Source organism: Streptomyces sp. NPDC020875 (assembly GCF_040641415.1).
Classification (GTDB): Bacteria; Actinomycetota; Actinomycetes; order Streptomycetales; family Streptomycetaceae; genus Streptomyces.
In genome coordinates this window covers 73,988-98,656 of sequence record NZ_JBFADP010000032.1, presented here as the reverse complement: position 1 = coordinate 98,656, position 24,669 = coordinate 73,988, and the positions used below count along the sequence as shown (strand labels likewise).

16 protein-coding genes are annotated in these 24,669 nt (G+C 72.5%); 12 read left to right on the top strand and 4 right to left on the bottom strand.

All coding sequences use genetic code 11. The features are described from left to right. Positions 1–146: 146 nt before the first annotated feature. Complete coding sequence (locus AB0G74_RS19960) at positions 147–2,483, bottom strand: glycosyl hydrolase family 18 protein (protein WP_361147973.1); 2,337 nt, start codon at positions 2,481–2,483, stop codon at positions 147–149. A 212-nt stretch (positions 2,484–2,695) separates the two neighbouring features. Between AB0G74_RS19960 and AB0G74_RS19955 the strand changes: the two genes are divergently transcribed. Next, positions 2,696–3,886, top strand: coding sequence for a winged helix-turn-helix transcriptional regulator (locus AB0G74_RS19955; RefSeq protein ID WP_361147971.1), 1,191 nt, complete (start codon positions 2,696–2,698; stop codon positions 3,884–3,886). Positions 3,887–4,039: 153 nt separating this feature from the next. On the opposite strand, the gene AB0G74_RS19950 is transcribed toward AB0G74_RS19955, so the two are convergent. Then, a complete protein-coding gene (locus tag AB0G74_RS19950; RefSeq protein ID WP_361147969.1) occupies positions 4,040–4,687 on the bottom strand; it encodes a TetR/AcrR family transcriptional regulator in 648 nt (215 codons plus the stop codon). 107 nt (positions 4,688–4,794) lie between these two features. On the opposite strand from AB0G74_RS19950, the gene AB0G74_RS19945 reads away from it, so the two are divergent. The 8 genes from AB0G74_RS19945 to AB0G74_RS19910 all read left to right on the top strand — a co-directional run bounded on the left by AB0G74_RS19945 (position 4,795) and on the right by AB0G74_RS19910 (position 19,225). Continuing rightward, positions 4,795–6,273, top strand: a complete 1,479-nt coding sequence (locus AB0G74_RS19945) for an MFS transporter (RefSeq protein ID WP_361147967.1) — start codon at positions 4,795–4,797, stop codon at positions 6,271–6,273. 284 nt (positions 6,274–6,557) lie between these two features. Further along, positions 6,558–8,816, top strand: a complete 2,259-nt coding sequence (locus AB0G74_RS19940) for a VCBS repeat-containing protein (RefSeq protein WP_361147965.1) — start codon at positions 6,558–6,560, stop codon at positions 8,814–8,816. Positions 8,817–8,935: 119 nt separating this feature from the next. After that, positions 8,936–11,251 (top strand): VCBS repeat-containing protein, encoded by a 2,316-nt coding sequence (locus AB0G74_RS19935; RefSeq protein WP_361147963.1) that lies wholly within the window; start codon positions 8,936–8,938, stop codon positions 11,249–11,251. A gap of 11 nt (positions 11,252–11,262) precedes the next feature. Beyond that, positions 11,263–13,572, top strand: coding sequence for a hypothetical protein (locus AB0G74_RS19930; RefSeq protein ID WP_361147961.1), 2,310 nt, complete (start codon positions 11,263–11,265; stop codon positions 13,570–13,572). Positions 13,573–13,849: 277 nt separating this feature from the next. Further along, positions 13,850–16,132: a VCBS repeat-containing protein gene (locus AB0G74_RS19925; protein WP_361147959.1), complete on the top strand. Its 2,283-nt coding sequence runs from the start codon at positions 13,850–13,852 to the stop codon at positions 16,130–16,132. A gap of 288 nt (positions 16,133–16,420) precedes the next feature. Then, the gene (locus AB0G74_RS19920) at positions 16,421–17,695 is read left to right on the top strand and encodes an XRE family transcriptional regulator (RefSeq protein ID WP_361147957.1); all 1,275 of its coding nucleotides are present in this window, start codon (positions 16,421–16,423) and stop codon (positions 17,693–17,695) included. A gap of 118 nt (positions 17,696–17,813) precedes the next feature. After that, complete coding sequence (locus AB0G74_RS19915) at positions 17,814–18,416, top strand: HD domain-containing protein (protein WP_361147955.1); 603 nt, start codon at positions 17,814–17,816, stop codon at positions 18,414–18,416. Continuing rightward, a complete protein-coding gene (locus AB0G74_RS19910; RefSeq protein WP_361147953.1) occupies positions 18,413–19,225 on the top strand; it encodes a class I SAM-dependent methyltransferase in 813 nt (270 codons plus the stop codon). Before AB0G74_RS19915 ends, AB0G74_RS19910 begins: the two co-directional genes overlap by 4 nt. A 59-nt stretch (positions 19,226–19,284) precedes the next feature. Here the strand turns inward: AB0G74_RS19910 and AB0G74_RS19905 are convergent, their stop codons facing one another. Then, on the bottom strand, positions 19,285–20,460 hold the full coding sequence (locus AB0G74_RS19905; protein WP_361147982.1) for a DUF418 domain-containing protein: 1,176 nt from the start codon (positions 20,458–20,460) through the stop codon (positions 19,285–19,287). A 300-nt stretch (positions 20,461–20,760) separates the two neighbouring features. On the opposite strand from AB0G74_RS19905, the gene AB0G74_RS19900 reads away from it, so the two are divergent. The 3 genes from AB0G74_RS19900 (at position 20,761) to AB0G74_RS19890 (ending at position 24,246) form a co-directional block, all read left to right on the top strand. Beyond that, entirely contained in the window at positions 20,761–21,750 is a 990-nt protein-coding gene (locus AB0G74_RS19900; protein ID WP_361147951.1) for a class I SAM-dependent methyltransferase, read from the top strand. 172 nt (positions 21,751–21,922) lie between these two features. Further along, positions 21,923–23,434: an MBL fold metallo-hydrolase gene (locus AB0G74_RS19895; RefSeq protein ID WP_361147949.1), complete on the top strand. Its 1,512-nt coding sequence runs from the start codon at positions 21,923–21,925 to the stop codon at positions 23,432–23,434. Then, positions 23,431–24,246: a sulfite exporter TauE/SafE family protein gene (locus tag AB0G74_RS19890; protein ID WP_361147947.1), complete on the top strand. Its 816-nt coding sequence runs from the start codon at positions 23,431–23,433 to the stop codon at positions 24,244–24,246. The genes AB0G74_RS19895 and AB0G74_RS19890 overlap by 4 nt, the downstream gene beginning before the upstream one ends. 41 nt (positions 24,247–24,287) lie before the next feature. Here the strand turns inward: AB0G74_RS19890 and AB0G74_RS19885 are convergent, their stop codons facing one another. Next, a complete protein-coding gene (locus AB0G74_RS19885; RefSeq protein WP_361147945.1) occupies positions 24,288–24,638 on the bottom strand; it encodes a metal-sensitive transcriptional regulator in 351 nt (116 codons plus the stop codon). Positions 24,639–24,669 lie beyond the last annotated feature (31 nt).

Here is a 24,669-nt window from a genome sequence, read left to right as displayed (position 1 = left end):
GTGGGTGTGCCGTCCGCGGCGCGGGGGTGTGGGGCGGGGGGGCCGGGCGTGGGCGTCCGGCCGCCGCGGCTCCACCGGTCACCGCCGCCGGGCGCGGATCACGGTGGTCCGGATCGGGACCGGTGTCCCGGCCGGGGTGGCCGGGGTCACGGGAGTCCGGTGTGCAGGGCGTTCATCAAGGTGCCGTTCGGGGTGTCGCCGGACATCTCCCAGACCATGCCGCCGAGCAGGCCCTTGGCCTTGATCCAGTCGGTTTTCTTCCCGATGGACCAGGCGTCGTCGAAGCTCCACCAGGTGCCGCCGGGTCCGGTGTAGCCGTAGGTGGAGATCGACTGGGCGTCGTGGTGGACGGTCATATTCGGATAGGCGGCGAGCATATTGGCGTACCCGCGGATCCCGGCCTCCTCCGGGAACTGGCCGGGTGCCGCGCCGTTCGCGGTCTGCCATTCGCCGTTGGTGCCCGCGGGCCCGGCGGCCACGTCCTTCCAGCCGCGGCCGTAGAACGGGAAGCCGACGGTCAGCTTCCGCGGGTTGACCCCGGCGTCGAGATAGGTCTGGACGGCCTTCTCGATACTGAAGTCGAACGGGTACGGATCCTGGGCGTCCCGGTGCAGATTGGCCTGGTGGCCGGTGCGGAGGGGTTCCCACGAGTTGTCGCTGCCGGAGCCGTGGAAGTCGTACCCCTGGACGTTGGCGAAGTCCAGATAGTCGAAGATCTTCGTCAGGTCCCAGCCCGCCGCGATCTTCGCCGGGTCGGCCGGGGTGAAGGCCGTGAGCAGCCGGTGCTCGCCGCCGAGCGCGTCGAGCTGACGGCGGAACTCGGCCAGCAGGGCAGTCAGATTGTCCTTGTCCTGCGGGCGGAAGATATTACCGGGATGGCCTTCGGAGCCCGGCCACTCCCAGTCGATGTCGATGCCGTCGAAGACCCCGGCGCCGGTGCCGGGGCCGCCCGCGCCGTTGTAGACGGGCAGATTGCCCTTGATCCAGACGTCGACGCAGGAGCGGACGAACTTCTCCCGGGAGGCCGGGGTGGCGGCGGCGTCCGAGAAGAACTTGGAGAAGGTCCAGCCGCCGAGGGAGACCACGAACTTGAGGTGCGGGTGCTTGGCCTTCAGCTTCTTGATCTGGTTGAAGTTGCCGCGCAGTTTGGCCCAGCCGTCGTCGGCGACGCCGTCCACGGACTGGGCGGCGGAGAAGGGCCGGGCGTAGTCGGCGTCCGCGTCCCCGGCGCCGGTGCCCTCGTCGGGGTCCTGGGGGTTGCCGGAGACGCCCTTGGTGACGCCCGCCTGGCAGGTCAGATTCACCGGGTCGATGTTCTCGAAGGCGTAGTTGACGACATCGAGCTTGGCGGCGGCGCCGGAGGTGTCGAGGTTCTTGACGAAGTACTGCCGGCCGTAGAGGCCCCACTGGATGAAGTAGCCGACCTTGAGGTAGTTCCCGGGTCCGGCGACGTCGTCGGTGGTGACGCGCAGGGCGTTGGAGGGGGCGGAGGAGTTGTCGGCGGTGTCGCGGGCCTTCACGGTGAAGGTGTACGCGGTCGCGGGCGACAGACCGGTGACGGTGGTCGTGGTGGTGGCCGCGCCGACCGTCTTGACCAGGGTCGTGCCCCGGTAGACGTCGTAGGCGGCGACGGCGACGTTGTCGGTGGAGGCGTTCCAGGCGAGGGCCGCCGTGGTGGCGGTCTTGGCGGTGGAGCGCAGATCGGTGGGCGCGCTCGGTGGTACGGGGTCGCTCGCCGGGTCGACCGTACGGGCATTCGCCGGTGGGCTCAGCGGGCCGGTATTGCCCCGGGTGTCCTTGGCGCGGACGGTGAAGGTGTACGCGGTCGCCGGGGTGAGGCCGGTGACGGTGGCGTCGGTGGTGGTGGTGTTGGCGACGAGGACGCCGTTGCTGAAGACGTCGTACGAGGCGACCTGGTAGTCGCCGGGGGAGGAGGCGGGCCAGGAGAGCGCGGCGGTCCTGGCGGTGACGGAGACGATCTGCGGGGCGCCGGGCGCGGTGGGCGGTACGTCGGGTGTGCCGTCGCACTTGTCGCCGTTGACGGTGCATCCGGTGGGGGTGCCGACCGGGCCGTTGCCGATGAACCAGTAGCTCCACGGGTTGCTGGTGCCGCCCGCCGGGATCGTCCCGTTGTAGTGGGCGTTCTTCACCGAGACCCGGTTGCCGGTGACGGTGGCGTCGCCGTGGTAGTGCCCGGTGACGGTGACCCCGGGTGGCAGGGTGAAGTCCAGGGTCCAGCCGTTGACGGCGGCGGTGCCGCTGTTGCGGATGGTGTAGATACCGCGCCACCAGGAGCCGTTGTTCTCGGTGGTGAAGGTGGCGGTGAGGGTTCCGGCGGCCTGGGCGGGCGACGCGGTGAGCCCGGTCAGCCCGGCGAGGGGGAGGACGAGGGCGGCGACCAGCGCCGCAATGCGGTTGCGGATCCGGTGGGGGCGCCGGCGGCCCCGGTGGGGGGATGGGTGGGGGGTTCTCTTCTTGAACATGGCTCTCCCTGGGGTAAGGGGTGCGTGGCCGTGCTCAGGACGTTCAGACGATCAACTGGTCAAGCTACTTGGTCTGGACCACTCCGGAAGCCGGTCGGGCGGGGCGGCTTTCCGCCACTGTCGGCTTTCCGCCGCCGGTCTCTAGATGCGGCGCCGAGTGGTCTGTACCTTTCCCTGCACGGTCGGCGGAAGCGGGGCGGGGGCGCTGCGGGATGACGGGGACGGGCGGGGACGACCCGGCGGCCGGGGAGCCGTACGGGCCCGGCGCGCGGCCGCGCACGTCGGGCGGTGAACGGCCCGGGCCCGGTGGCGAACCGGCCGGGCGTGGTGACGAACGGCCCGGGTCCGGCGGTGACTCGTACGGGTGTGGTGACGAACGGCCCGCGCCCGGTGGTGAGTCGTACGAGCCCGGCGGCGAACGGCACCCGCCCGGCGGCGAACCGTACGGGCTCGGCGCGCTCGGGGTCCCGGCCGGTGAGGAGGCCCTCTACCGCGCGGTGCTGGCCCGCCCCGGGGCGACCGTCGCCGAACTCGCCGCCGCCACCGGCTGGGACCCCGCCCGGGTCCGGCGCCGGATCCGGGCGCTCGAACTGCGGGGCCTGGTCGCCCGGGCGCCCGGTGGCCGCCCGGCCCGGTTCGGCCCGGCCCCGCCCGAAGTGGCGCTGGAGGCCCTGGCCCTGCGGCGGCGGGCCGAGATCGAGCGGGCCCGGCTGGTCGCCGCCGGGCTGGCCGACGGCTTCCGGTCCGGCGCCGGGTCGGCGGGCGCCCGGCGGGCCGTGGAGCCGCTGGTCTGCGGTCCGGAGGCGGCGGCCCGGTTCGCCTTACGGCTCCAGGAGACCGCCCGGGTGGAGGTGCTGACCCTCGGCGAACCGCCCGTACCGCCCCGGGAACCGGCCCGCGGTGTCCGCCGCCGGGCGATCTACGACCACGGCTGGCTCGACTCGCCCGAACGGCTGGCCGCCGCCGGGGAGGCGGCGGCCCGGCTCGGGGAGCGGAGCCGGGTCCTGGCGGAGGCGCCGCTGACGCTGCTGGCGGTGGACCGGGCGGCGGCACTGGTACGGGACGGGGAGACGGCCCTCGTACTGCGCTCGTCGGCGCTGCTGGACGGTCTGCTGAGCCTCTGGGAACTCCTCTGGCAGCGGGCCCTGCCGCTCTACCCGGGCGGCCCGGCCGAGGGGCGCGGCGGCGGTCTCTCGGACGACGACGAGCGGCTGCTGGCGCTCTCCGCCTCGGGGCTCACGGACCGGGCCATCGCCCGGCGGCTGGGGGTGGCGCAGCGGACCGTGGAGCGCCGGATGCGGCGGATCATGAACACCCTGGGGGCGCGGACCAGGTTCCAGGCGGGGCTGCGGGTGGCGGAGCTGGCCCGGGAGGCGGGACGGCGGCAGCGGGGCGGGGGATAGCCGGGGCGGCGGGGCCTCAGGGGCGGGTGTACGGACCGTACGGCGTCGTACGCGGACGGGCTCCGGACGTGAACTCCGCGCGTGGCCCCGGACGACGGCCCGGACATGGCTTCGACGGAGGTCCGGACCCGCGTCCGGACCGCCGTACGGGCCTCAGCGGGGCGCGTAATGCCCCAGGAACATGTCGACGCCGCTGACCAGCAGCCGGTCGGTCAGTGCGGCGTCGAGGGTCGCCCCGTAGTGGCCGAAGGCCAGATGCGGATGGACCAGCAGGGCGTGCAGCTGGATGGTGGCGACCTCCAGATCGGGGATCTCCAGCCGCCCCCGTTCCACCAGCGCCGTGAGCACGGCGGCGACCTCGGGGTGGTGGTGGGTCGGGCCGCCCCGCTGCCAGGCGTCGGCCAGTTCGGGGAAGCGGTGCAGTTCGGCCGCGACCAGGGCGCGCAGCGCCGCGACCTCGCCGTCCTCGCGTACCGCCGCCACCCAGTGCCGGGCCGTCTCCAGGAACGCGGCCCGCAGATCGGGCGCGTCGGCCAGCCGGTCCAGCCGGGCGGTGGCGGCGCCGTCGGTGACGGGTTCGTCGAGCGCGCCCGCGACCACGGCGGTGAAGAGGGCTTCCTTGCTGCCGAAGTGGTTGTAGACGGTCACCTTCGAGACGCCCGCCTCGGCGGCGATGGCGTCCATGCCGACCCCGAAGCCGTCGCGGAGGAAGAGCTTCCGGGCGGCCGTGACGATGGCCTGCCGCTTGCGTTCGGCGCGGGGGCCGGTGGGGCGGGGGTGGGGGTCAGGGGTGCGGTCCACGGGGCGATCGTACCCCCGTATCTGAACTGTACGGTTGAGTTCATATGAACTGAACCGTACAGTTCAAGAAGAGGTCCGTACCCGGACCGGAAGGCCGAGGAGCCCCGATGACCGCCACGGAACACCCCCACCACCAGCCCGGACACCAAGCCCCCGCGCACCCACCGCACCCCGCACACCCCGCGCATCACGAGCCCGGCCCCGCGCACCCCCGCCGCTGGGCGGCCCTCGCGGTGATCTGTCTGGCCCAGTTCATGCTGGTCCTCGATGTCACCGTGGTGAATGTGGCGCTCCCCGACATGGCCGCCGACCTCGGCCTCGGCCGGGCCACCCTGACCTGGGTCGTCGCCGTCTACACCCTCTGCTTCGGCGGTCTGATGCTGCTCGGCGGACGACTCGCCGACGCGTTCGGCGCCCGGCCGGTGATGCTGACCGGCCTCGCCGTCTTCACCGCCGCGTCCCTCGCCACCGGCCTCGCCGACACCGCCGCCCGGCTGATCGCGGGCCGCGCCGCCCAGGGCGTCGGCGCCGCCCTGCTGTCGCCCGCCGCCCTCGCCTTCGTCACCACCTCCTTCCACGGCCCCGAACGCCACAAGGCGCTCGGAGTCTGGGCCGCGATCGGCGGTACGGGCTCCGCCATCGGCGTCCTGGCCGGCGGCGCGCTCACCGACGGACCGGGCTGGGAATGGGTCTTCTACGTCAACGTCCCCGTCGGGCTCGCCGTACTGGCCGCCGTCCCCCTCCTCGTACCGCGCCGCGCCCCCGCGCCCGGCGTCCGGCTCGACGCCCCCGGCGCGCTGCTGGTCACCGCCGCCACCGGCGCCCTGATCTACGGTCTGGTCCGCGCGGGCGACGACGGCTGGGGCGACGGACCCACCCTGCTCGCCCTCTTCGGCTCCGTAGCCCTCTACGCCGCCTTCGCCCTGGTCGAACGGGCCACCCGGGCACCGCTGATGGATCTGCGGATGTTCACCCGCCGCCCGGTGCTGGCCGGTTCGTTCCTGATGCTGGTCGCGACGGCCCTGCTGATCTCGTTCTTCTTCCTCGGCTCCGTCTACCTCCAGCACATCAGGGGCTTCGGCGCGCTGGAGACCGGTCTGGTCTTCCTGCCGGTCGCGGTCGGGGTCGCCGCCGGGGCCCATCTCGGCTCCCGGCTCGTCGGCACCCTCGGCAGCCGGGCCTGCGCGGCCGGCGGGATGGCGGTCACCACGATCGGCGCCGTACCGCTCGCCCTGCTCTCCGACGGCACATCGGTGTACGGGGTGTTCCTGCCGGGTCTCGTGGTGGCGTCCCTCGGGGTCGGCGCGGTCTTCGTCACCGCCACCACGACGGCGCTGGCGATGGTCGCCCACGAGGAGGCCGGGCTCGCCTCCGGGGTGGTCAACACCTTCCACGAGGTGGGCGGTTCGGTCGGGGTCGCCGCCGTCTCCACGGTCGCGGCGGCGGGCATCACCGGAACCGCGTCCGGCGCCTTCACGGACGCGTATCTGCTGCTGGCGATCGTGGCGGGGGCGAGCGCGCTGCTCTCCGTACTCCTGGTGCCGCGCGGCCGTCCCGACACCACGGGGATGCCGCACGCACACTGAACCCGGCCGCCGGGGGATCCCGGCTCTCCCGTACGCCCCACCGGCCCCGGCGGGCTATCACCGCGCGACGGGCGGGAGCCGTACAACCATCGCCGGGTCTCCCGGGTCGTACCCCGCGTCCGTACCGGCCCGACCAACCGGTACGCGCCGACTCGCGGCGGTCCGCCCATCACCCGGTGATCCGGGCGGACCGCCCGGGGGACGGGGGCAGAGGACCCGGCGGCCGGAAGGCGGCCGGACGAAGACGCCGGGCCGTCGCGCCCGGCGGACGGAGGGGGAAGCGTATGACGAAGACCCGACGGAACCAGGTATCCGGCTCGCGGACCCGGCTCGGGACCGCGATCGCCGTGGCGATCGCGGTCACCGCCGGACCACTGGCCCTGGCATCGCCCGCCGCCGCGGACGTCAAGCCGGTGTCGGCCACGACGGCCGAGGAGCGGCAGCGGAACCAGAACCTGCCGCGGCTCACCAAGGGCTCCGAGGTGGTGGCCGCCGGATCGAGCGGCTATCTCATCGAGTCCCCGGTCGCCGCGAACGGCAAGCGGACCCTCAGCTGGGTCAGGACCGCCGACGGTTCGGTGACCCCGCTCAAGGAGTACGAGGGCCGGGGCGTCCAGCACTTGGGCGCGGTCTCCGACACCGTCGTACTGCCGGGCGACGCGGCCGGGCAGACGGTGACGCTGACCGATCTGAGTACCGGGGCGCCCGGCACCAGGACCGTGATCGAACTCCCGGCCGGATACCGGTATCTGGGCGCGGTGGGCGCCACCGTCGTCGCCGCGAAGGGCCACGAGGTCCGGCTGCTGGCCAAGTCCGGTGACACCGTCACCGACCGTCTGGTCACCGAGACGCCCCACGGCGCCGGGCCGCAGTATCTGACCGCCGCCCGGCCCGGCACAGCGGTCGTCGGCCTGGCGGGAAACCAGTTCCTGACGATCGACCTGACCGCCGCGAGCGCCGCCCCGATCCTCGGCGGCGGAACGGACCGCGAAGCCGTCGCCGTCGCCGTCTCGGCCACCCATGTCGCCGTGGTCTGGAACCTCCGGGTCACCTCCGACCCGGCGTCCGAACTGGAGGTCTTCGACCGGACCTCTGGCGTGTGCTGGACCGCGCCGGTGACGTACGCCCACCGCTCGTTCGTCGGCCTCACCGGCGACAAGGTCGTCCACGGCCCGGCGTACGACCCCCACGAGCGGCCCACCGTCGGGCGCGCGGCGACCGTCGTCACCCCGGTCAGCGGCGGCGGCGAGGGCACCCAGGTCCTCGACCGGGGCTTCGCCCTCGCCCCGGCGGCCGACGGCACGCTCCTGGTCTCCGGCGGTTCGGTCCACGCGGGCGACGGGGTCTACCGGATCGCGCCCGACACCCCCTTGTCCGATGCCGAGAAGATCGCGGACACCGGGGACACCACCCGGATCTCCTTCCTGAAGTCCGACGTACCGGCCGAGGTCGACCTCGACACCGGCACGCTGAGGGCCCGCTGGGAACTCTCCCGGCACCAGGCCGACTTCACCCTCACCCTGGAGCAGCCCGCCCGGGGCATCAAGCACACCGTCGACCTCGACTTCCGCGCGGGCGGCGGCGATATGTACACGGCCCCGTTCTTCAACTGGGACGGCACCATCGGCGCGCCCGGCGCCGAACGGTACGCCCCGCTGGGCCAGTACACCTGGACCCTGACGGCCACCCCCTGGGACGGCATCGGCCCGGCCGCCACCGAGACGGGCACCTTCACCGTCAAGCGGGCCAAGTCCCCGCACGACTGGACCGAGAACGGCTCCCCGGACCTCCTGGTCACCGACGGGGCCGGGCGGCTGTGGCGCGAGGACACCCACAACACCCGGGTGAACGGCGTGGAGGTGTTCAGCGGCGTCGAGCGGAAGCAGGTCGGCACCGGCTGGGACAAGTACGACCTGATCGAGTCCGTAGGCGTCCAGCAGGGCAGGACGGCGGTCGTAGCCCGCGACACCACCGGCGGGCTCTGGCTGCACCACGCGGACGGCTTCGGCTCGCCCGACCGCCAGGAGACCCGGATCGGCGGCGGCTGGCAGGTCTACGACCGGATCGCGGGCGGCAGCGACATCGACGCCGACGGCATCACCGACATGGTGGCCGTCCAGCCGAACGGCGACCTCTACTACTACAAGGGGACGGGCCGTCAGAACGTGCCCTTCGCGCCCAAGTTCAAGAACGGCTGGGGCTGGGACATCTACAACGAGATCACCGCCGTCGGGAACATCGCGGGCGGCCCCGCCGGTGATCTGGTGGCCCGGGACAAGTCCGGGGTGCTCTGGCTCTACCAGGGCAGGGGCGACGGCACCTTCGCCCCCCGCAGCCGGATCGGCGGGGGCTGGAACGAGTACACCCAACTCGTCGGGATCGGCGACGGAAACCGGGACGGCCGGGCCGATCTCTACGCGTACGGGCCGAACGGCCGGACCTTCTTCTACGCCGGTACGGGCCAGGCCGCGACACCGTTCAAGCCCCGTACGGCCAGCACCGTACTGTCCGTCAATTCCACCGACTACAAAGTCGTGTTCTGATCCCGGCCTTTACCACGTGTCAGCTATCACCGTGAAATAGCTCTACAACCTTCCTCTCACACCACTTGTCACAGAAGTTACGGAAATCGTGATGGATTCCCGATGTGAGAGGACAGACCTTGTCGCAACCCCCCATTGCTCAGCACAAGTCCGGACGGGGCGGTCGCGGTCGGCTGACCACGGCCGCCGCCGTGGCGCTCGCCGTCACGGCGGGCCCGCTGGCCCTGATGTCCCCCGCCGTCGCGGCACCGGGCACGACGACGAAGTCCCCCCAGACCGCGGTGGTCGCGGCAACCGCGAATGCCGCGGCCACCGCCTCGGGGCAGTCACGGCGGAACGAGAACCCGCCGCGGCTCGCCAGGGGCGCCCGGGTGCTCAGCGCCGGGCAGTCCGGGTATCTCGTCCGGTCCGGCCTCGACCCGGCGACCGGGACGTACACCCTGAGCTGGGTCCGTACGAGCGACGGCTCGGTGACCCCGCTCAAGCGGTACACCTCCGGCCAGGAGGTCCCCACCGGCTGGATGTCGGATGTCGTCGTGCTGCCCGGAGAGGTGGACGGCGAGCGGGTGACACTGACCGATCTGAGCGCCGGAGCCCCCGGCACCAAGACCGTGATCAGCCTTTCGGGCGCGCTCACGTACCGGGCCCACACGGGTTCCACCGTCATCGCCTCCGACGGCGCCCGGGTCGAGCTGATCTCCAAGTCCGGCGGCGCGCAAACCGGGCGTCAGGTGACCGGGCTCCCCGCCGGACAGACCGTCGTCGGGATCGACGCGGTGGCGCCGGACGCGGCCGTCGTCCGGCTGTCGGGCAACCGGATCGCGGTCGTCGACCTCGCCACCGCCGCCGTGACGAGTCTGCACGAAGTCACCGCGACCGACTTCTACGCCCGCCTGTCGGTGGCGGTCTCCGCCACACGTCTGGCCTGGCTGGAGACCCCGCGCGGACACACCGACCCGTCGACGCTGGTGGTCGTGGACCGGACGACCGGCGCCGAGCTGCGGCGTACCGAACTCCCCCATGCGGACTGGCCGATGGTCGCACTCTCCGGCGACCGGGTGCTCTACGGCACGGCCTACGACGCCGACAGCGGGCCCACCGCCGCCGAGGCGGCGATCAACGCCGCACCCGTCGGCGGCGGCACCCCCGTGAAGATCCTCGACCGGGCCTTCGGCATGGTCCCGGCCCCCGACGGATCGGTCCTGGTGACCGGCGGCACGGTGGAGCGGGAGGAGGGCGTCTACCGGGTCGCCGATACGGCCGCCGGGCCGTCGGTCACCAAGGTCGCGTCGAGCGACGACACCACCCGGATCTCGTTCCGGTCGACGGACATGCCCGCCGTGGTGAACCTCGACAGCGGCGTTCTGAAGGCCCATTGGGAGTTCTCCCGGCACCGGGCGGACTTCACCCTCACCCTCGAACAGCCGGCGACCGGTGTGAAGCACACCCGGGTCCTGGGCACCGGGGATCCCCTGAACCCCGAGTCGGCGCCCATGCTCCAATGGGACGGCACCATCGGTGACGGGGCGAACCGGGCCTACGCCCGGTCGGGCCGGTACAAATGGACCGTGACGGCCACGCCGCACGACGGCATCGGCCCGTCGGCCGAGGCCACCGGCACGATCGACGTCAGGCGGTCGAAGACGCCGCACGACTGGACGGACAACGGCTCCCCGGACGTACTCGTCACCGACGGGGCGGGCCGGCTGTGGCGTCAGGACACCCACTTCCGCCAGGTGGGCGATGCCATGGTGCTCGAAGGTCCGCCCCGTGAGCAGGTGGGCGGCGGCTGGGGCAAGTACAACCGGATCCAGTCCATCGGCACGCACCACTCGGTGCCCGCGTTCATCGGCCGGGACGCGGCGGGTGATCTGTGGCTGCACCACACCGACGAGGCCGGGGGTGTCGACGGCCGGGCAACGAAGATCGGCTGGGGCTGGCAGACGTATACCGGGATCACCGGTGGCGGTCGGCAGAACGCCGACGACATCCCGGACGTGGTGGCCGTGGACGGCAAGGGCGATCTGTACCTCCACACCGGCACGAACAGCACCCCCAACGCCCTCGCGGCGCGGAAGAAGGTCGGCTGGGGCTGGGACATCGACAACGAGGTCGAGTCCGTCGGCGATATCGCGGGCACGTCCTTCGGCGATCTGGTGGCCCGGGACACGGCCGGGGTGCTCTGGCTCTACCAGGGCAAGGCGGACGGCACCTTCGAGGCGCGGATCCGGATCGGCGGGGGCTGGAACGAGTACACCCAGCTCGTCGGAATCGGCGACGCCGACCGGGACGGCCGGGCCGATCTGTACGCGTACGGGCCGAACGGCCGGACCTTCTTCTACGCCGGTACGGGGAACGCGGCGCAGCCGTTCAAGCCGCGTACGGCGACGACCGTGCTGGCGACCGACTCCGCCGACTACAAGATCGTTTTCTAGGAGACCCGACCATGAACCGGATATCCCGATCCCCTCTGCCCGCCCGCCGGAGCCCGGCCCGGGGCAGGACGGCCGTCGCGGTCGCCGTGGCCCTCGCCGCCACGGCGGGACCCCTCGCGCTGTCCGCGCCCGCCGTCGCCGAACCGGTGACGGCGTCGGTCGCGTCCGGCGCCGTACAGCAGCCCCGTAACGAGAACCTGCCGAAGATCGCCAAACACGCGCAGGTGCTCAGCGCCGGGAAGACCGGCTATCTCGTCCGGTCCCCGATGGACGGGACGACTCACCAGTACACGGCGAGCTGGGTCCGTACCAGCGACGGCTCGGTCACCCCCGTCGCGACCTACGGGCACCAGGAACTGAGGTACGCCGGTGCCGTCGACGACGTGCTGGTGCTGCCGGGTGACGCCACCGAGCGGAAGATCACCCTGACCGATCTGAGCGCCGGAGCCCCCGGCACGAAGACCGTGATCGACCTGCCGACCGGGTACAAGTACCTGGGCGCCGTGGGCGGCACCGTCGTCGTCAACGCGGGCAACTCGATCAGACTGCTCGGCAAGTCCGGGGAGAACGTCACCGACCGCGAGGTCACCGGACTGCCGCCGATGGCCCGGTCGATAGTCGGGGTCATCGGATCGGGGCCGGGGACGGCCGTCGTCCGGCTCGAAAGCAACCAGCTCGCGGTCATCGACACGGCCGCCGCGACCGCGACCGGTGTGCACGCCATCGGCACCGGCCGGTTCTCCTCGATGGCCGCCGCGGCCACGCCGGAGCACATGGCCTGGATCGAGTCCCCCGAGAAGGGCCACGGAAGCACCTCGAACCTGGTCGTGGTCGACCGTGCGACCGGCGCCGAGATCCGGCGCACGGTGATCCCGCACGCCTGGCAGCCGCTCATCGGGCTGACCGGCGGACAGGTGGTCTACGGCACGGAGTACCTGTACTACGACGGGCCCGACCCGGCCAAGGCCCGGATCAACACCGTGCCCGTCGCCGCCGACGGCCGCGCCCCGGTGAAGCTGATGGACCGGGCCTTCGCGATGCACCCGGCCGCCGACGGCTCGGTGTTGGTGACCGGCGGCACGCTCGACCGCGACGAGGGCGTCTACCGGGTCACCGCGCCGTCCGGTACCGCGACCGCCGAGAAGATCGCCACCACCGGGGACACCACCCGCATCACCTTCCTCAAGTCGAACGTTCCCGCCGAGGTCGACCTCGACCGGGAGAATCTGGTGGCGACCTGGGAACTCTCCCGCCACGAGGCCGAATACACCCTCACCCTGGAGCAGCCCGCCACCGGTACGACGTACACCACCCGGGTCGAAAGGGGCGACTACGGTACGGACTTCCCGCCGCGGCTCGACTGGGACGGCCGGATCGGCGGCGTGAACAACAGGGGGTACGCGCCCTCCGGGCCGTACAAGTGGACCCTGAAGGCGGTCCCCAGGGACGGCATCGGCCCGGCCGCCACCGCGACCGGCACGTTCACCGTCAAGCGGGCCAAGGCCCCGCACGACTGGACGGACAACGGCTCCCCGGACCTGCTGGTCACCGACGGGGCGGGCCGGCTGTGGCGCGAGGACACCTCCTATCAGCCGTACGTCCCCGCCGAGGACGAGCACAGCCAGCCCACCGCCGAGGCGCTCCAGGGCGCCGGGCGTAAGCAGGTGGGCTCCGGCTTCGGCAAGTACGACCGGATCGAGTCCATCGGAGTCCAGCAGGGCCGGACGGCGTTCATCGGCCGGGACGCCGCCGGTGACGTCTGGCTCCACCACGACAACGGCTTCGGCACCCCCTTCAACGACGGGGTGAAGATCGGCTGGGGCTGGCAGACGTACACCCATATCGCGGGGGGCGGCCAGCACGGCAGCGGCAGAACCCCGGACGTGGTGGCCGTGGACACCAAGGGCGATCTGTACTTCCACCCCGGGACCGACACCCAGCCCACCGCCTTCAGCCCGCGCACGAAGGTCGGCTGGGGCTGGGACATCTACAACGAGGTCACATCCGTCGGCGATGTCGCGGGCAGCGCCTACGGCGATCTGGTGGCCCGGGACAAGGACGGGGTCCTCTGGCTCTACCAGGGCCGCTGGGACGGCTCGTTCGAACTGCGCGTCCGGATCGGCGGCGGCTGGAACGAGTACACCCAGCTCGTCGGGATCGGCGACGCCAACCGCGACGGCCGCGCCGATCTGTACGCGTACGGGCCGGGCGGCAAGACCTACTTCTACGCCGGTACGGGCCAGGCGGCGGCACCGTTCAAGCCGCGTACGGCCGCCACCGTACTGAACACCAACTCGGCCGACTACAAGATCGTGTTCTAGCGGCGGGGGACCGGGACCGTCTCCCCGCCGACGTCCGTAGGCGGGAAGCCGCCTCAACCACCCTGTGGTCCAGTCTGGTTGAGGCGGCTCGCCGGTCCCTCCCGTACAACCATCCCCCCGGCTCGGCTGTCATGGAAAACAAGGAAATCATCGGGATTTCCCCTGCCGCCATCCGGCAGGAAACCGCTCCGGGCGGTGCTGGTACGAAGCCCGGGGCGCCGTACGCCGCAGCCCCGCCCGTTCCGGGGCCGGGGCGGGCAGTTGGGGGAGAACCGCTGTGTCACGACCGCTCCGTCCGCACCACCACCGGTACCACCGCTCGAAGCGGCGGTCGCGGCTGACCACCGCGATCGCCGTGGCCGTCGCCGTCACGGCGGGCCCGCTGGCCCTGACCGCCCCGGCGTCCGCCGAACCCACGGCGTCCGTCGCTGCGACCGCCGTGTCCGCCGTGTCCGCCGCCACCCCGCCGAAGGCGAGAAACGAGAATCTGCCGCCGCTGACCCACACCTCGGTCGTCTTCGCCGGGGAGACCGGGTATCTCGTCAGAACCGGCGGCGACGCCCTCGGCTGGGTGCGGTACGCCGACGGCTCCGTCACCCCCGTCGGCACCGCCCACTCCTACGCCACGCAGTTCGGCGCGGCGTCCGATGTCGTCGCCCTCCCCGAGGCCCCGGGCCGGGGCAAGGTGACCCTGGCCGATCTGTCGGGCGGCGGCAGCGGCACCCGTACGGAGATCGACCTCGCCGCGGCCGTCCCGGGATACACCTACCTCGGCGCCGTGGGCTCGACCGTGATCGCTCGCGACGGGCAGAAGATCAAGCTCGTCACCAGTAGCGGGGGCGTCGTCACCAGCCGGGATGTGACCGGGCTGCCGGACGGGCTTCTCATCGAGCCGTCCGTGGCCGCGGCGACGAAGGACACCGTACTGCTCCGCTATATGGACCGGCGGATCGTCGCCGTCGACCTGGCCACCGCGAGCGCCGCCGCCACCGGCCACCACACCCCGGAAGAGGGGACCGACGCGCTCGCCACGGCCGTATCGGCGGACCACATCGCCTGGGTGGAGCGGAACTCGTCCGCGAAGAAGTCGACCCTCGCCGTCGCCGACCGGGCCACGGGCACGGTCCGCCGTACCGCCGTGCCGTACGCGAACTACCACCACATCGGCCTGACCGGCGGCTGGGTCGTGTACGGCATCGACGCCGACGGGTATGTGAGCCCGGCGAACCTCCAGCTCTCCGCCGTACCCGCGACCGGCGGCACCCCGGTGAGACTCCTCGACCGCACCGACGACCTGGAGCAGGCGCCGGACGGCTCCCTCGTGGTCCCCGGCGGGCTCGTCGGCCAGGGCGACGGCCTCTACCGGATCACCGGCGCGGCGGGCGGGCCCTCGGTGGTGAAGACCGCCACCACCGGGCGCCCCACGGAGATCACCTTCATCAAGTCCGACGTCCCGGAGTCGGCCGATCTCACCCGGGACACGGCGCCCTTCCGCTGGACCCTCAGCCGTTACCGCGCCGACTACAAGCTGACCCTCCGTCATATCTATACGGGGGCCGAGACGAAGATCGACCTGATGCCCTGGATCGCGGGCGGCGACCAGGACGATCCGCCGTACCTCTACTGGGACGGCACCATGACCGCGAACGGCAAGACCTTCTACGGCCCGAACGGCCCCTACGAATGGTCCCTGACCGCCACCCCGTGGAACCGCGTCGGCCCGCCCGCCACCGCCACCGGGCGCATCAACATCAGCCGGTCCGCCGCCCCGCACGACTGGACGAACAACGGCTCCCCGGACCTCCTGGTCACCGACGGCGGAGGCCGGCTCTGGCGCGAGGACACCCACAACACCTGGACCAACGGGGTCCGCCTGCTCGCCGGAACGGGACGGGAGTTCCTGGGCGACGGCTGGGGCGGCTACGACCTCATCGAGGCGTCCGGCCTCCGGAACTCCAGCGCCACCTTCGTCGCCCGCGACAAGAAGGGCGACTTCTGGGAGTACCAGTACGGCCCCGACGGCTCCCCCGCCGACGGACGGCTGAAGATCGGCTACGGCTGGGGCATCTACGACCGCGTCGCGGCGGGCAGCGACCTGAACGGCGACGGCCAGCCCGACCTGGTCGCCGTCGACCGCAAGGGCGACCTGTGGTTCTACCCCCGGACCGGCCCGGAGGAGGGCCCCGGCTACGGCACCCGGAAGAAGGCGGGCCACGGCTGGGGCGGCTACACCGAGATCGCCGCCGTCGGCGACATCGCGGGCGCCCGGGCCGGTGACCTGGTCGCCCGCGACAAGGCCGGAGTCCTCTGGCTCCACCTCGGCGACGGCAAGGGCGGCTTCGCCCCCCGTACCCGGATCGGCGGCGGCTGGAACGAGTACAACCAGCTCGTCGCGATCGGCGACGCCAACCGCGACGGCCGCCCGGACCTCTACGCGTACGGCCCCAACGGCCGGACGTTCTACTACCGGGCCACGGGCGACTGGAAGCGGCCCTTCGAGTCGCGTAGCAGCAGCACGGCCCTGATGAAGAACTCGGCGGACTACAAGATCGTCTTCTAACCGCACCCCGGACGCCGACCCCGGGCCCGTCACGCCTCGTACGGGGCGGGCCCGGGCGCCAGTTCGTACACGTCGCCGGGGTGCCCGGTGGGGGACGGTTTCGTGGTCACGATGCGGACCTCGGTTTGCAGTGAAGCGGCCCGGGCGTTCCCGGTCGGGACGACCTCGTCCGGTCAAACGGCCGATGGTCGGCCGCCCGGAGGAAAATCCGCCGGGGCACCGTCCTCGCGGGACCGGAAATTTCCCGGCGCGCCCTACTCAGGGGTGCCCGGTGGCTACGGTGGGTATATGGAGGGGAACGAGAGGCTCGCCCTTGCCTTGCGCGAGCGCGGCTTCACCCAGACTGCCTTGGCCGATGTGCTGAACGACTATCTGTATGCCGTCGGCCATGAGGGCACCGTGGGAGATCGCACGGTGCGCAACTGGCTCACGGGAAAGACCAAGTGGCCGCACCCTCGGCAGCGCGAAGCCTTGGAGGCAGTATTTTCCTGTACTGCCGAGGAGTTGGGATTCCGGCCCCCGGCAAGGACGGGACACCCCACCACACCCCGGGAGCAACCCGTGAAGCGCCGAAACTTCCTCACCGCGACCACCGGGACGACCGCCGCCGTCGCGGTTCCCCTTACCGGTTTCACCGGCGCCCCTTCGACAGTGGGCACATCGGATGTCATCCGACTGCGCGAACGGCTCGACGGACTGGTGGCGCTGGACCAGAGCCGGGGCGGTCACGCCGCCGTGGAAAAGGCGGCGCTGGCGGGTGCGGTCGACGCGCTGGACAAGCAGAAGCTGGCCGCGTCCCAGCGGATCCGCCAGCGGCTCTTCTCCGTGGCCGCCGACTTCACCGCGTCGGCCGCCTGGAACGCCATCGACGCTCACCGGCCCAACCGGGCACACGACCTTCTCGGCAAGGCCGTCCGCCTGGCCGGGATGTCCGGGGACCCCGTATCCGAGTTCGAGGTCTGGAATCTGTACGCGATGCTCGCACGTCAACGGGGCGAATACGCGGATGCGGTGGACGCGGCTCATGCCGCGCAAGCCACCGCCGTGACCCGGCGCGACCCCTTGTTCGCGTCCCTCGCCCATGCCCGTACCGCCGTCGGCCAGTCCTATCTGGGAGAACGGCAGGCGGCCCTGCGATCCCTCGGTCATGCCTGGGAGGCGCTGGACAAGTCGGATCCCGACGCTCCCCGTGCCGCCTGGATGGACTTCTACGGTGTCGGCGAACTGGCCGGTCTGGTCGGTATCGTGCGAAATCAACTCGGTGACTGGACGGAGGCGGAGGCGGCCTCACACCGGTCTCTCGCCAACACTCCGGAGCGGTTCCGCAGAAACCGGGCCATGGAGTACGTGAGTCTCGCCAAGGCACAACTCCACCAAGGAGATGCGGAACTGGCGTGTGCGACGGCCTCCACGGCTTTCGGGGTGATGGGGAACCATCCGCTGCCCGGCCGTCTCCGGTCCCTCATCGGTGATTACTACCGCGATCTGCTCACTCTCGCCCCCGACGCGGAGTCCGCCCGCGAATGGGGCGACCGCTACCGGTCCGAATGGAGCCGCCCGTGAGCGCCACCGGACTGGAACTGCGCCACTTCACCCATGACGACCTGCCCCGGATCCGCCAGACGGGTCTGAGCGCATACACGTGGTGCGCATTTCCGGCGGCTGACGAGAGGAGACCATCATGGGGCGGGACGACGAGCTGACCGCCGTCGCGCGCTTCCTGTACGAAGCCGGGACGCTCAAGCACGCCCGCCGCACCGGCTGGTGGATGGCCGGGGTACGGGACCCCGAGAGCGTGGCCGAGCACTCCTGGCGTACGGCGCTGATCGCCTCCGTCATCGCGAAGCTGGAGGGCGCCGACCCGGCGCGGGCCGCCTTTCTCGCGGTGTGGCACGACTCGCAGGAGACCCGTACCGGGGATGTGAACCACCTCGGGAAGAAGTACGCGACGAGCGCCGACCCCCGGGCGGTCACGGCCGATCAGACCGCCGGGATGCCGGAAGTACTGGCGAGCACGGTCCGGGACCTGGTCGACGAATACGAGGCGAAGGAGACGCCCGAGGCGATCTGCGCCCGGGACGCGGACAAGCTGGAGTGCCTGCTCCAGGGCATCGAGTACCGGGCACAGGGCCATGGCGCCGCACAACGCTGGATCGACAACAGCCGGGAGCGGCTGGTCACCGGTACGGGGCGGCGGCTGGCGGATGAGCTGTTGGCCGGGGATCCCCTCGACTGGCTGCGAGTCGCCATGGACCCGGCGCGGCGGGACGGGGCGTCGGCGTGAACACGGATCCCGTCACCGACCGGGCCGTACTCGCCGGGAGCGCGTACCGGACCGGGGACGATCTCGCCGTCCGGCAGTCGCTGTACCAGTGGCAGACACCCCGCTACGACCTGCCGGGGCTCGTTGCCGAGCGGCTCCGGGACGTACGCGGGACCGTGCTGGATCTCGGGTGCGGGAACGGGCGGTACACCTCGCGGATCCGGGTCGAGCGGGCTGATCTGACGGTCGTCGGGATGGACGTGTCGCCTGGGATCCTGGCCGGTGTTCCGGCGCCCGTAGTCGTGGGGGACGTTGCCCGGTTGCCGGTACGGGACGGGGGTGCCGACGCCGTTCTGGCGCTGCACATGCTCTATCACGTGGCGGACATCCCCGCCGCCGTCTCCGAACTCAATCGGGTCGTCGTCGGCGGAGGGCCGGTGATCGTGTCGACCAACGGCGAGCGGGACAAGCACGAACTGGACGCCCTGTGGGCACGCGCGGCAGCTGATGTCCTCGGGGTCGCGGAGGGGCCGTCGCGGTTGTCGCTCAGTGCGCGTTTCTCTCTGGAGCGCGCCCCCGGGTTCCTCCGGCCCGTGTTTCCGGAGATCGAGACCATCGGCCTGCCGGGCACCATCAGCCTCACCGATCCGGCCCCGGTCGTCGCGCATCTGCGGTCCTACCGGGCCTGGGCCGATCGGTACGACGTCCCCTTCGACGCCGCCGTCGACCGGGCCCGGGAACTCGTCGCCGAACACATCCGCCGCCACGGCGCGTTCACCGTGACCACCCACAGCGGGATCCTCGTCTGCCGACGGGGGCACGGGCGCTGAGGAAGCACCCGAAGGGGCCCGGTCCTGATGTCAGGACCGGGCCCCGGGGCGCGTACCCGTCAGCGGCGCAGGGCCCACCGCTGGACCGACTCCAGTGGGCCGGTGTTGAAGCGGCGGAGCCAGAGGGTGGCGCCGGTCATCAGGAAGGCGCAGACCACCGCCCACAGGGCGATCACCCACCACGGGGACCAGTCGGGCCCGAGGGTTTCCGCGAGGCCGAGGCCGATGCCGTACGCGGCCAGCATGCAGATCAGGTTCTGGAGGACGTAGCCGGTCAACGCGGTACGGCCGACGGAGATCAGGCCGGTCATCAGGATGCCGGGGCGGCGGACGCGGTCCACGATGAAACCGATCAGGCCGATGTAGCCGAGGGCCGTGAGGGGGCCGCCGATGTAGCGGTCGACCAGGACGAGTTCGGGGCCGACGGCGGTCGAGACGATGCTGATCGGGAGTCCGAGGCCGAGGCCCCAGCCGAGCAGCCGGGTCCGGATGCGGCGGGCGGTGTCGTCGGTGCCGAAGGCTCCCGCGCGGAACAGGCGGACGCCGAGGAGGAAGAGGAAGACCAGCAGGGGGAAGGTGACGATGGGTTCCATCCGCATGGCGAGCGCGTTCTCCAGGCGGAAGAGGATCTGCTCCCCGTAGCTTCCGGAGGCGTACAGCTCGCGTACGTCGTCGTCGAGTTCGGTCGTTCCGCCGCCGTCCTCGGCCGCGAGTACGGCCGTGGCGAGGAGCATCAGGGTCACATGGACGCCGCCGAGCCACCACATCACCCGGTTCTGGGCCTTGAGGGAGCGGGTCAGCAGCCAGGCGACGAGCAGGGCCGTGACGGCGTACCCCATCAGGACGTCCCAGGCGAAGATCAGGACGAAGTGGACGGTGCCCTCGAAGAAGAGGAAGTAGGCGCGGGGCCGGTAGGAGCCGGGCCAGGGTTTGCCGCGCCGTTCGGCGGAGGCGTACTGGATGGCCAGGCCCACGCCGAACAGGATGGTCAGCAGGGCGAGGAACTTGCCGTTGGCCAGCAGCCGGAAGGATGCCTCCACGGCGTGCGGTACGGAGTCGAAGACGGGCGTGCCGACCGCTCCGGTGAGGACGCCCCATTCCGCGCCCGGCGCCGTGAACACCCAGACGTTGGTCATCAGGGTGCCGAGGATCGCCGCGCCGCGCAGGACGTCGAGGAGGGGGAGCCGGGCCGGGGATCCGGGGCCGGAGCCGACCGCCGTGCCCGAGGACGGGATCTGGGTCTTGGTCTGGATGGTCACGTCTTCATCGTCCCGGCGGTACGGCGCCGGATCCTCGTGACCGTTGACGAAAGACGGCTACATCGAAGGATGTACGGGGGGTCCCCCGGCGGGTCCTCCGCCGGGTAGAGAGCCCGGTCGGGGCGGGGCTCCCGGGGCTCCGGAGGCCCCCGGGGCGGTTGCGCCTTCAACGGATTCCGGCGCCGGTGCCGGAGTCCAGGGCCAAAGCCCAGCACCGTAGCCGTGGCTTCGTACGCCGAGATGCGACGACCGCCCGCCGTCTCTATCGTCGGATGTATGGGCCGGACGGGCGGTGAGCGCGCGGACGCGGGCCGCGACGGCGGGTGGCGCGACGCGCGGTACGGTCCCGGCCGGGCGGCCCCGGCCCCCGATGCGGACCCGGCGGCCACCGGTGACGCGGGCGCCGGATTCCGGCTCACCGACCGGGCTCCCGAGCGTTACGAGCGGTACGCCGCCCCGGTCATGACCCCCTTCGTCGGGGCGCTGCTCGGTACCGTCCCGCTGTCGCCCGGTACCGCCCTCCTCGATCTCGCCTGCGGTACGGGCTTCGTCGCCCGTACCGCCGCCGCGCGGCTGGCCGGGACCGGGAGCCGGGTCGTCGGTGTCGACCCGGCGCCGGGGATGCTGCTGGTCGCCGCCGAGCACGCGGTCGCCGACGGCATCGTGGTGGAGTGGCAGGAGGCGTCGGCGGACGATCTGCCGTACGCCAACGGCACGTTCGACACCGTGCTCTGCCAGCAGGGCGTGCAGTTCTTCCCCGACCGGGCCGCCGGTGTCGCCGAGGCCGTCCGGGTCACCCGCCCCGGCGGGCTGCTGGGGTTCACCGCTTGGGCGCCGCTGGGCCGTTCGCCGTTCTTCGCCGCGACCGGGCAGGCGATGGAGGAGAACGGCGCGGGCCCGATCATGGACTGGTACGCGACCGCCTTCGAATGCGGCGCCGACCGGCTCTCCGGGCTGCTGACCGGGGCGGGCCTGACCGAGGTGACCGTACGCGAGGTGGTGGCGGAGGTCGCTCTGCCGCCGCTCTCCGACTACGTCCCGGGATTCATGTCGGCGACCCCGTGGGGGCGGGCCTTCACGGACGCCCGTCCGGACGACGTCTCCCGGGGTCTCGCCCGGGTCCGCGAACTGCTCGCGCCGTGGACGACGGGTGACGGTTCGGCGCAGGTGGAGTTCGTCTCGTACCTGGTCACGGGGGTACGGCCGGAGACCGGCCCCGACCCGGAGTCCGGCACCGGACCGGCCCCCGGCGCTGCGGCCGTCTGAACCGTCCCCCCGCGCGTTCTTCCGTACGGATCCCGTACGAATCCCTACCGAGCGTGCCCGCTCGCCCACCCCTCCATGAGGTCCTTCACACCCGCTTGAATACCCCCGGGGGTAATTTGGTACGGTCCCCGTATACCCCGGGGGGTACACAGAGCGCGAAAGGATCACCGCAGTGTTCTTCATCGACACCTTGGAGGTACCCGGGCTCGGCAACCGCGGCTATCTCGCGGGCGGAGCCCGTACGGCCGTCGTGGTCGACCCGCCCCGGGACATCGACCGGGTCCTGGAGGCCGCCGCCCGGCGCGGGGTCCGGATCGCGGTGGTCGCCGAGACCCATGTCCACAACGACTACGTCACCGGCGGCCTGGAGCTGGCCCGGCTGACGGGTGCCGCGTATCTCGTCCCGGCCGGGGCGCGGGTGTCGTACACCCGGGTTCCCGTCGCCGACGGCGACCGTACGGAGATCGACACGGAGCTGGTACTGCGCGCCGTCGCCACCCCCGGGCACACCCCGCACCACACCGCCTACGTACTGGAGGAGGCGGGCGACCCCGTCGCCGCGTTCACCGGCGGATCGCTGCTGATCGGTACGGTCGGCCGCCCCGACCTGGTCGAACCCCGGCTCACCGAGGGACTGGCCCGGGCCCAGCACGCCTCCGCGCACCGGCTCGTGGACGGGCTTCCCGACACCACGGCCGTACTGCCCACCCACGGCTTCGGCAGCCTCTGCTCGGCGGGCGCCACCGGTGCGGGCGTACCGGGCGCGGTCGGCGGCGGCAGTACCGTCGGCGCGGAGCGGCGCGGCAACGAGGCGCTGCTCAAGGACGTCGACACCTTCGTCGCCGAACTCCTCGCCTCCCTCGACGACATTCCCGCGTACTACGCGCATATGGGACCGCTGAACTCGCGCGGCCCCGCGCCCGTCGATCTGACCACCCCGGCCGCCGTCGCGGACGCCGACGAGATCGCGGCCCGGCTCGCGGAAGGGGAGTGGGTGATCGATCTGCGCGGCCGGGTCGCCTTCGCGGCGGGCCATGTGGCGGGCACGGTCAATATCGAGTCCGGCGGCCAGCTCGCCGTACAGCTCGCCTGGCTCGTGCCGTGGGGCAGGCCGGTGACCCTGCTCGCCGCCTCGCCCGAGCAGCTGGCGGAGGCCCGGCGCGAGCTGGTGCGGGTCGGTCTCGACCGCCCGGCGGCGGGCGTGCCCGGCGGGGTCGCGAACTGGCTCCGCGACGGCGAGACCGCCCGGTCCTTCCGGCGCGGCACCTTCGCCGACCTGGCGGCGGCGGCCGACGCCGACCGGGCCGGGACGGGAGAGCCCGTGGTGATCGTGGACGTCCGGCGCGCCTCGGAACGGGCGGGCTCCGGCCGGATCGAGGGCGCCCTCCCCATTCCCCTGCACGAACTGCGGTCCCGGCTGGGAGAGATACCGCCGGGCACCGTCTGGGCGCACTGCGCGGGCGGCTTCCGGGCCGCGATCGCCGCGTCCCTGCTGGACGCGGCGGGCCGCGAGGTCGTGGCCGTCGACGACGCCTTCACGGCGGCGGAGGCGGCGGGGCTCCGGGTCGTCCCGGACGGATCGGACGGATCGGGATCGGGCGGGGGTACGGGGGCGGACGCGTCCGCTCCCGTAGGTGACGGCGGCTCCCCCGGCGGGCTCCCCCGGGCGCGTACCGCGTCGTGATACTCGCCCTCCTCGCGGGCGCCGTGGTCGGGATCGCCCTGGGGGCCCTCGGCGGTGGCGGCAGTGTGCTCGCCGTCCCCGCCCTGATCTACCTCCTCGGGTTCAGCCCGGTCACGGCGACCACCGCGAGTCTGGTCGTCGTGGCGCTGACCTCGGTCACGGCCCTGTACGCGCACGCCCGGGACGGCCGGGTCCGCTGGCGTACCGGAGCCCTCTTCGCGGTGGCCGGGCTGATCCCCGCCGCCCTCGGGGGCGTACTGGCGGCCCGGCTGCCGGACGCCGTACTGACCGGGGCCTTCGCGGTGATCGCGGCTGTGGTCGCGATCGGCATGCTCCGCTCCGACGACGGCCGGGACGAGCGCGACGACCGCGACGAGAAGGCTTCCGGGGCCGATTCCGATTCCGGGTCCGTCCGGGGCGGCGAGGGCGTCGAACGGGCCGGTGGCACCGGTCCCGCCGTACGGGCCGGGGCCGGGGTCGGGGCGCTGACCGGGGTCCTCGGGGTGGGCGGCGGGTTCCTCGTCGTACCGGCCCTGATCAGGACCCTCGGCCTCGGGACGCGTACCGCCGTCGGGACCGGGCTGCTGGTGATCACGGTCAACGCGATCGCCGCCCTGGCGACCCGTTCCGGTACGGCGCAGGGCCTCGAATGGGGGCTGATCGCGCCCTTCGCCGCCGCGGCCGTCCTCGGGGCGTGGGACGGCAAGCGGCTCGCGGACCGGCTCCCGGCCGCGACCCTGCGGCGGATCCTCGCCTGGGTGCTGATCGCGGTGGCCGTGGCCATGGCGACGGACGCGACGGGGGTGGTGTGACATGCCCCTCGCCGCCGTCCCCGTCGCCGTCGTAGTCCGGCTCAGGCCAGTGACAGGAAGAGCTTCTCCAGCCGGGCCCGCATCTTCTCCGGGTCCTCGATCCGCCTGCGGCGGGTCCCGCCGGAGCCCTCCGGCGCGGCCGATCCGTCTCCGCCGCCGTCCTCGGCCCCGTCCTCCGGGCCGATGTCGGTCAGGCACTGCTGGAGGCCGGTCGCGATGATGGCGAACCCGGCCCGGTCGAGGGCGCGGGACGCGGCGGCGAGCTGGGTCACGACCTCCTCGCAGTCCCGGCCCTCCTCGATCATCCGGATCACTCCGGAGATCTGACCCTGCGCCCGGCGCAGCCGGTTCAGCACGGCCTTCAGCTCGGCGGCGGCGAGATCGAGTTCCACGTCGTCCACTCCTTCCCGGTTTCCCGGTTCC

Bases quoted from the DNA above. Each gene is read 5' to 3' on its own strand.
- AB0G74_RS19960 (WP_361147973.1), bottom strand. From the start codon at position 2,483: ATGTTCAAGAAGAGAACCCCCCACCCATCCCCCCACCGGGGCCGCCGG.
- AB0G74_RS19955 (WP_361147971.1), top strand. From the start codon at position 2,696: ATGACGGGGACGGGCGGGGACGACCCGGCGGCCGGGGAGCCGTACGGG.
- AB0G74_RS19945 (WP_361147967.1), top strand. From the start codon at position 4,795: ATGACCGCCACGGAACACCCCCACCACCAGCCCGGACACCAAGCCCCC.
- AB0G74_RS19940 (WP_361147965.1), top strand. From the start codon at position 6,558: ATGACGAAGACCCGACGGAACCAGGTATCCGGCTCGCGGACCCGGCTC.
- AB0G74_RS19930 (WP_361147961.1), top strand. From the start codon at position 11,263: ATGAACCGGATATCCCGATCCCCTCTGCCCGCCCGCCGGAGCCCGGCC.
- AB0G74_RS19920 (WP_361147957.1), top strand. From the start codon at position 16,421: ATGGAGGGGAACGAGAGGCTCGCCCTTGCCTTGCGCGAGCGCGGCTTC.
- AB0G74_RS19915 (WP_361147955.1), top strand. From the start codon at position 17,814: ATGGGGCGGGACGACGAGCTGACCGCCGTCGCGCGCTTCCTGTACGAA.
- AB0G74_RS19900 (WP_361147951.1), top strand. From the start codon at position 20,761: ATGGGCCGGACGGGCGGTGAGCGCGCGGACGCGGGCCGCGACGGCGGG.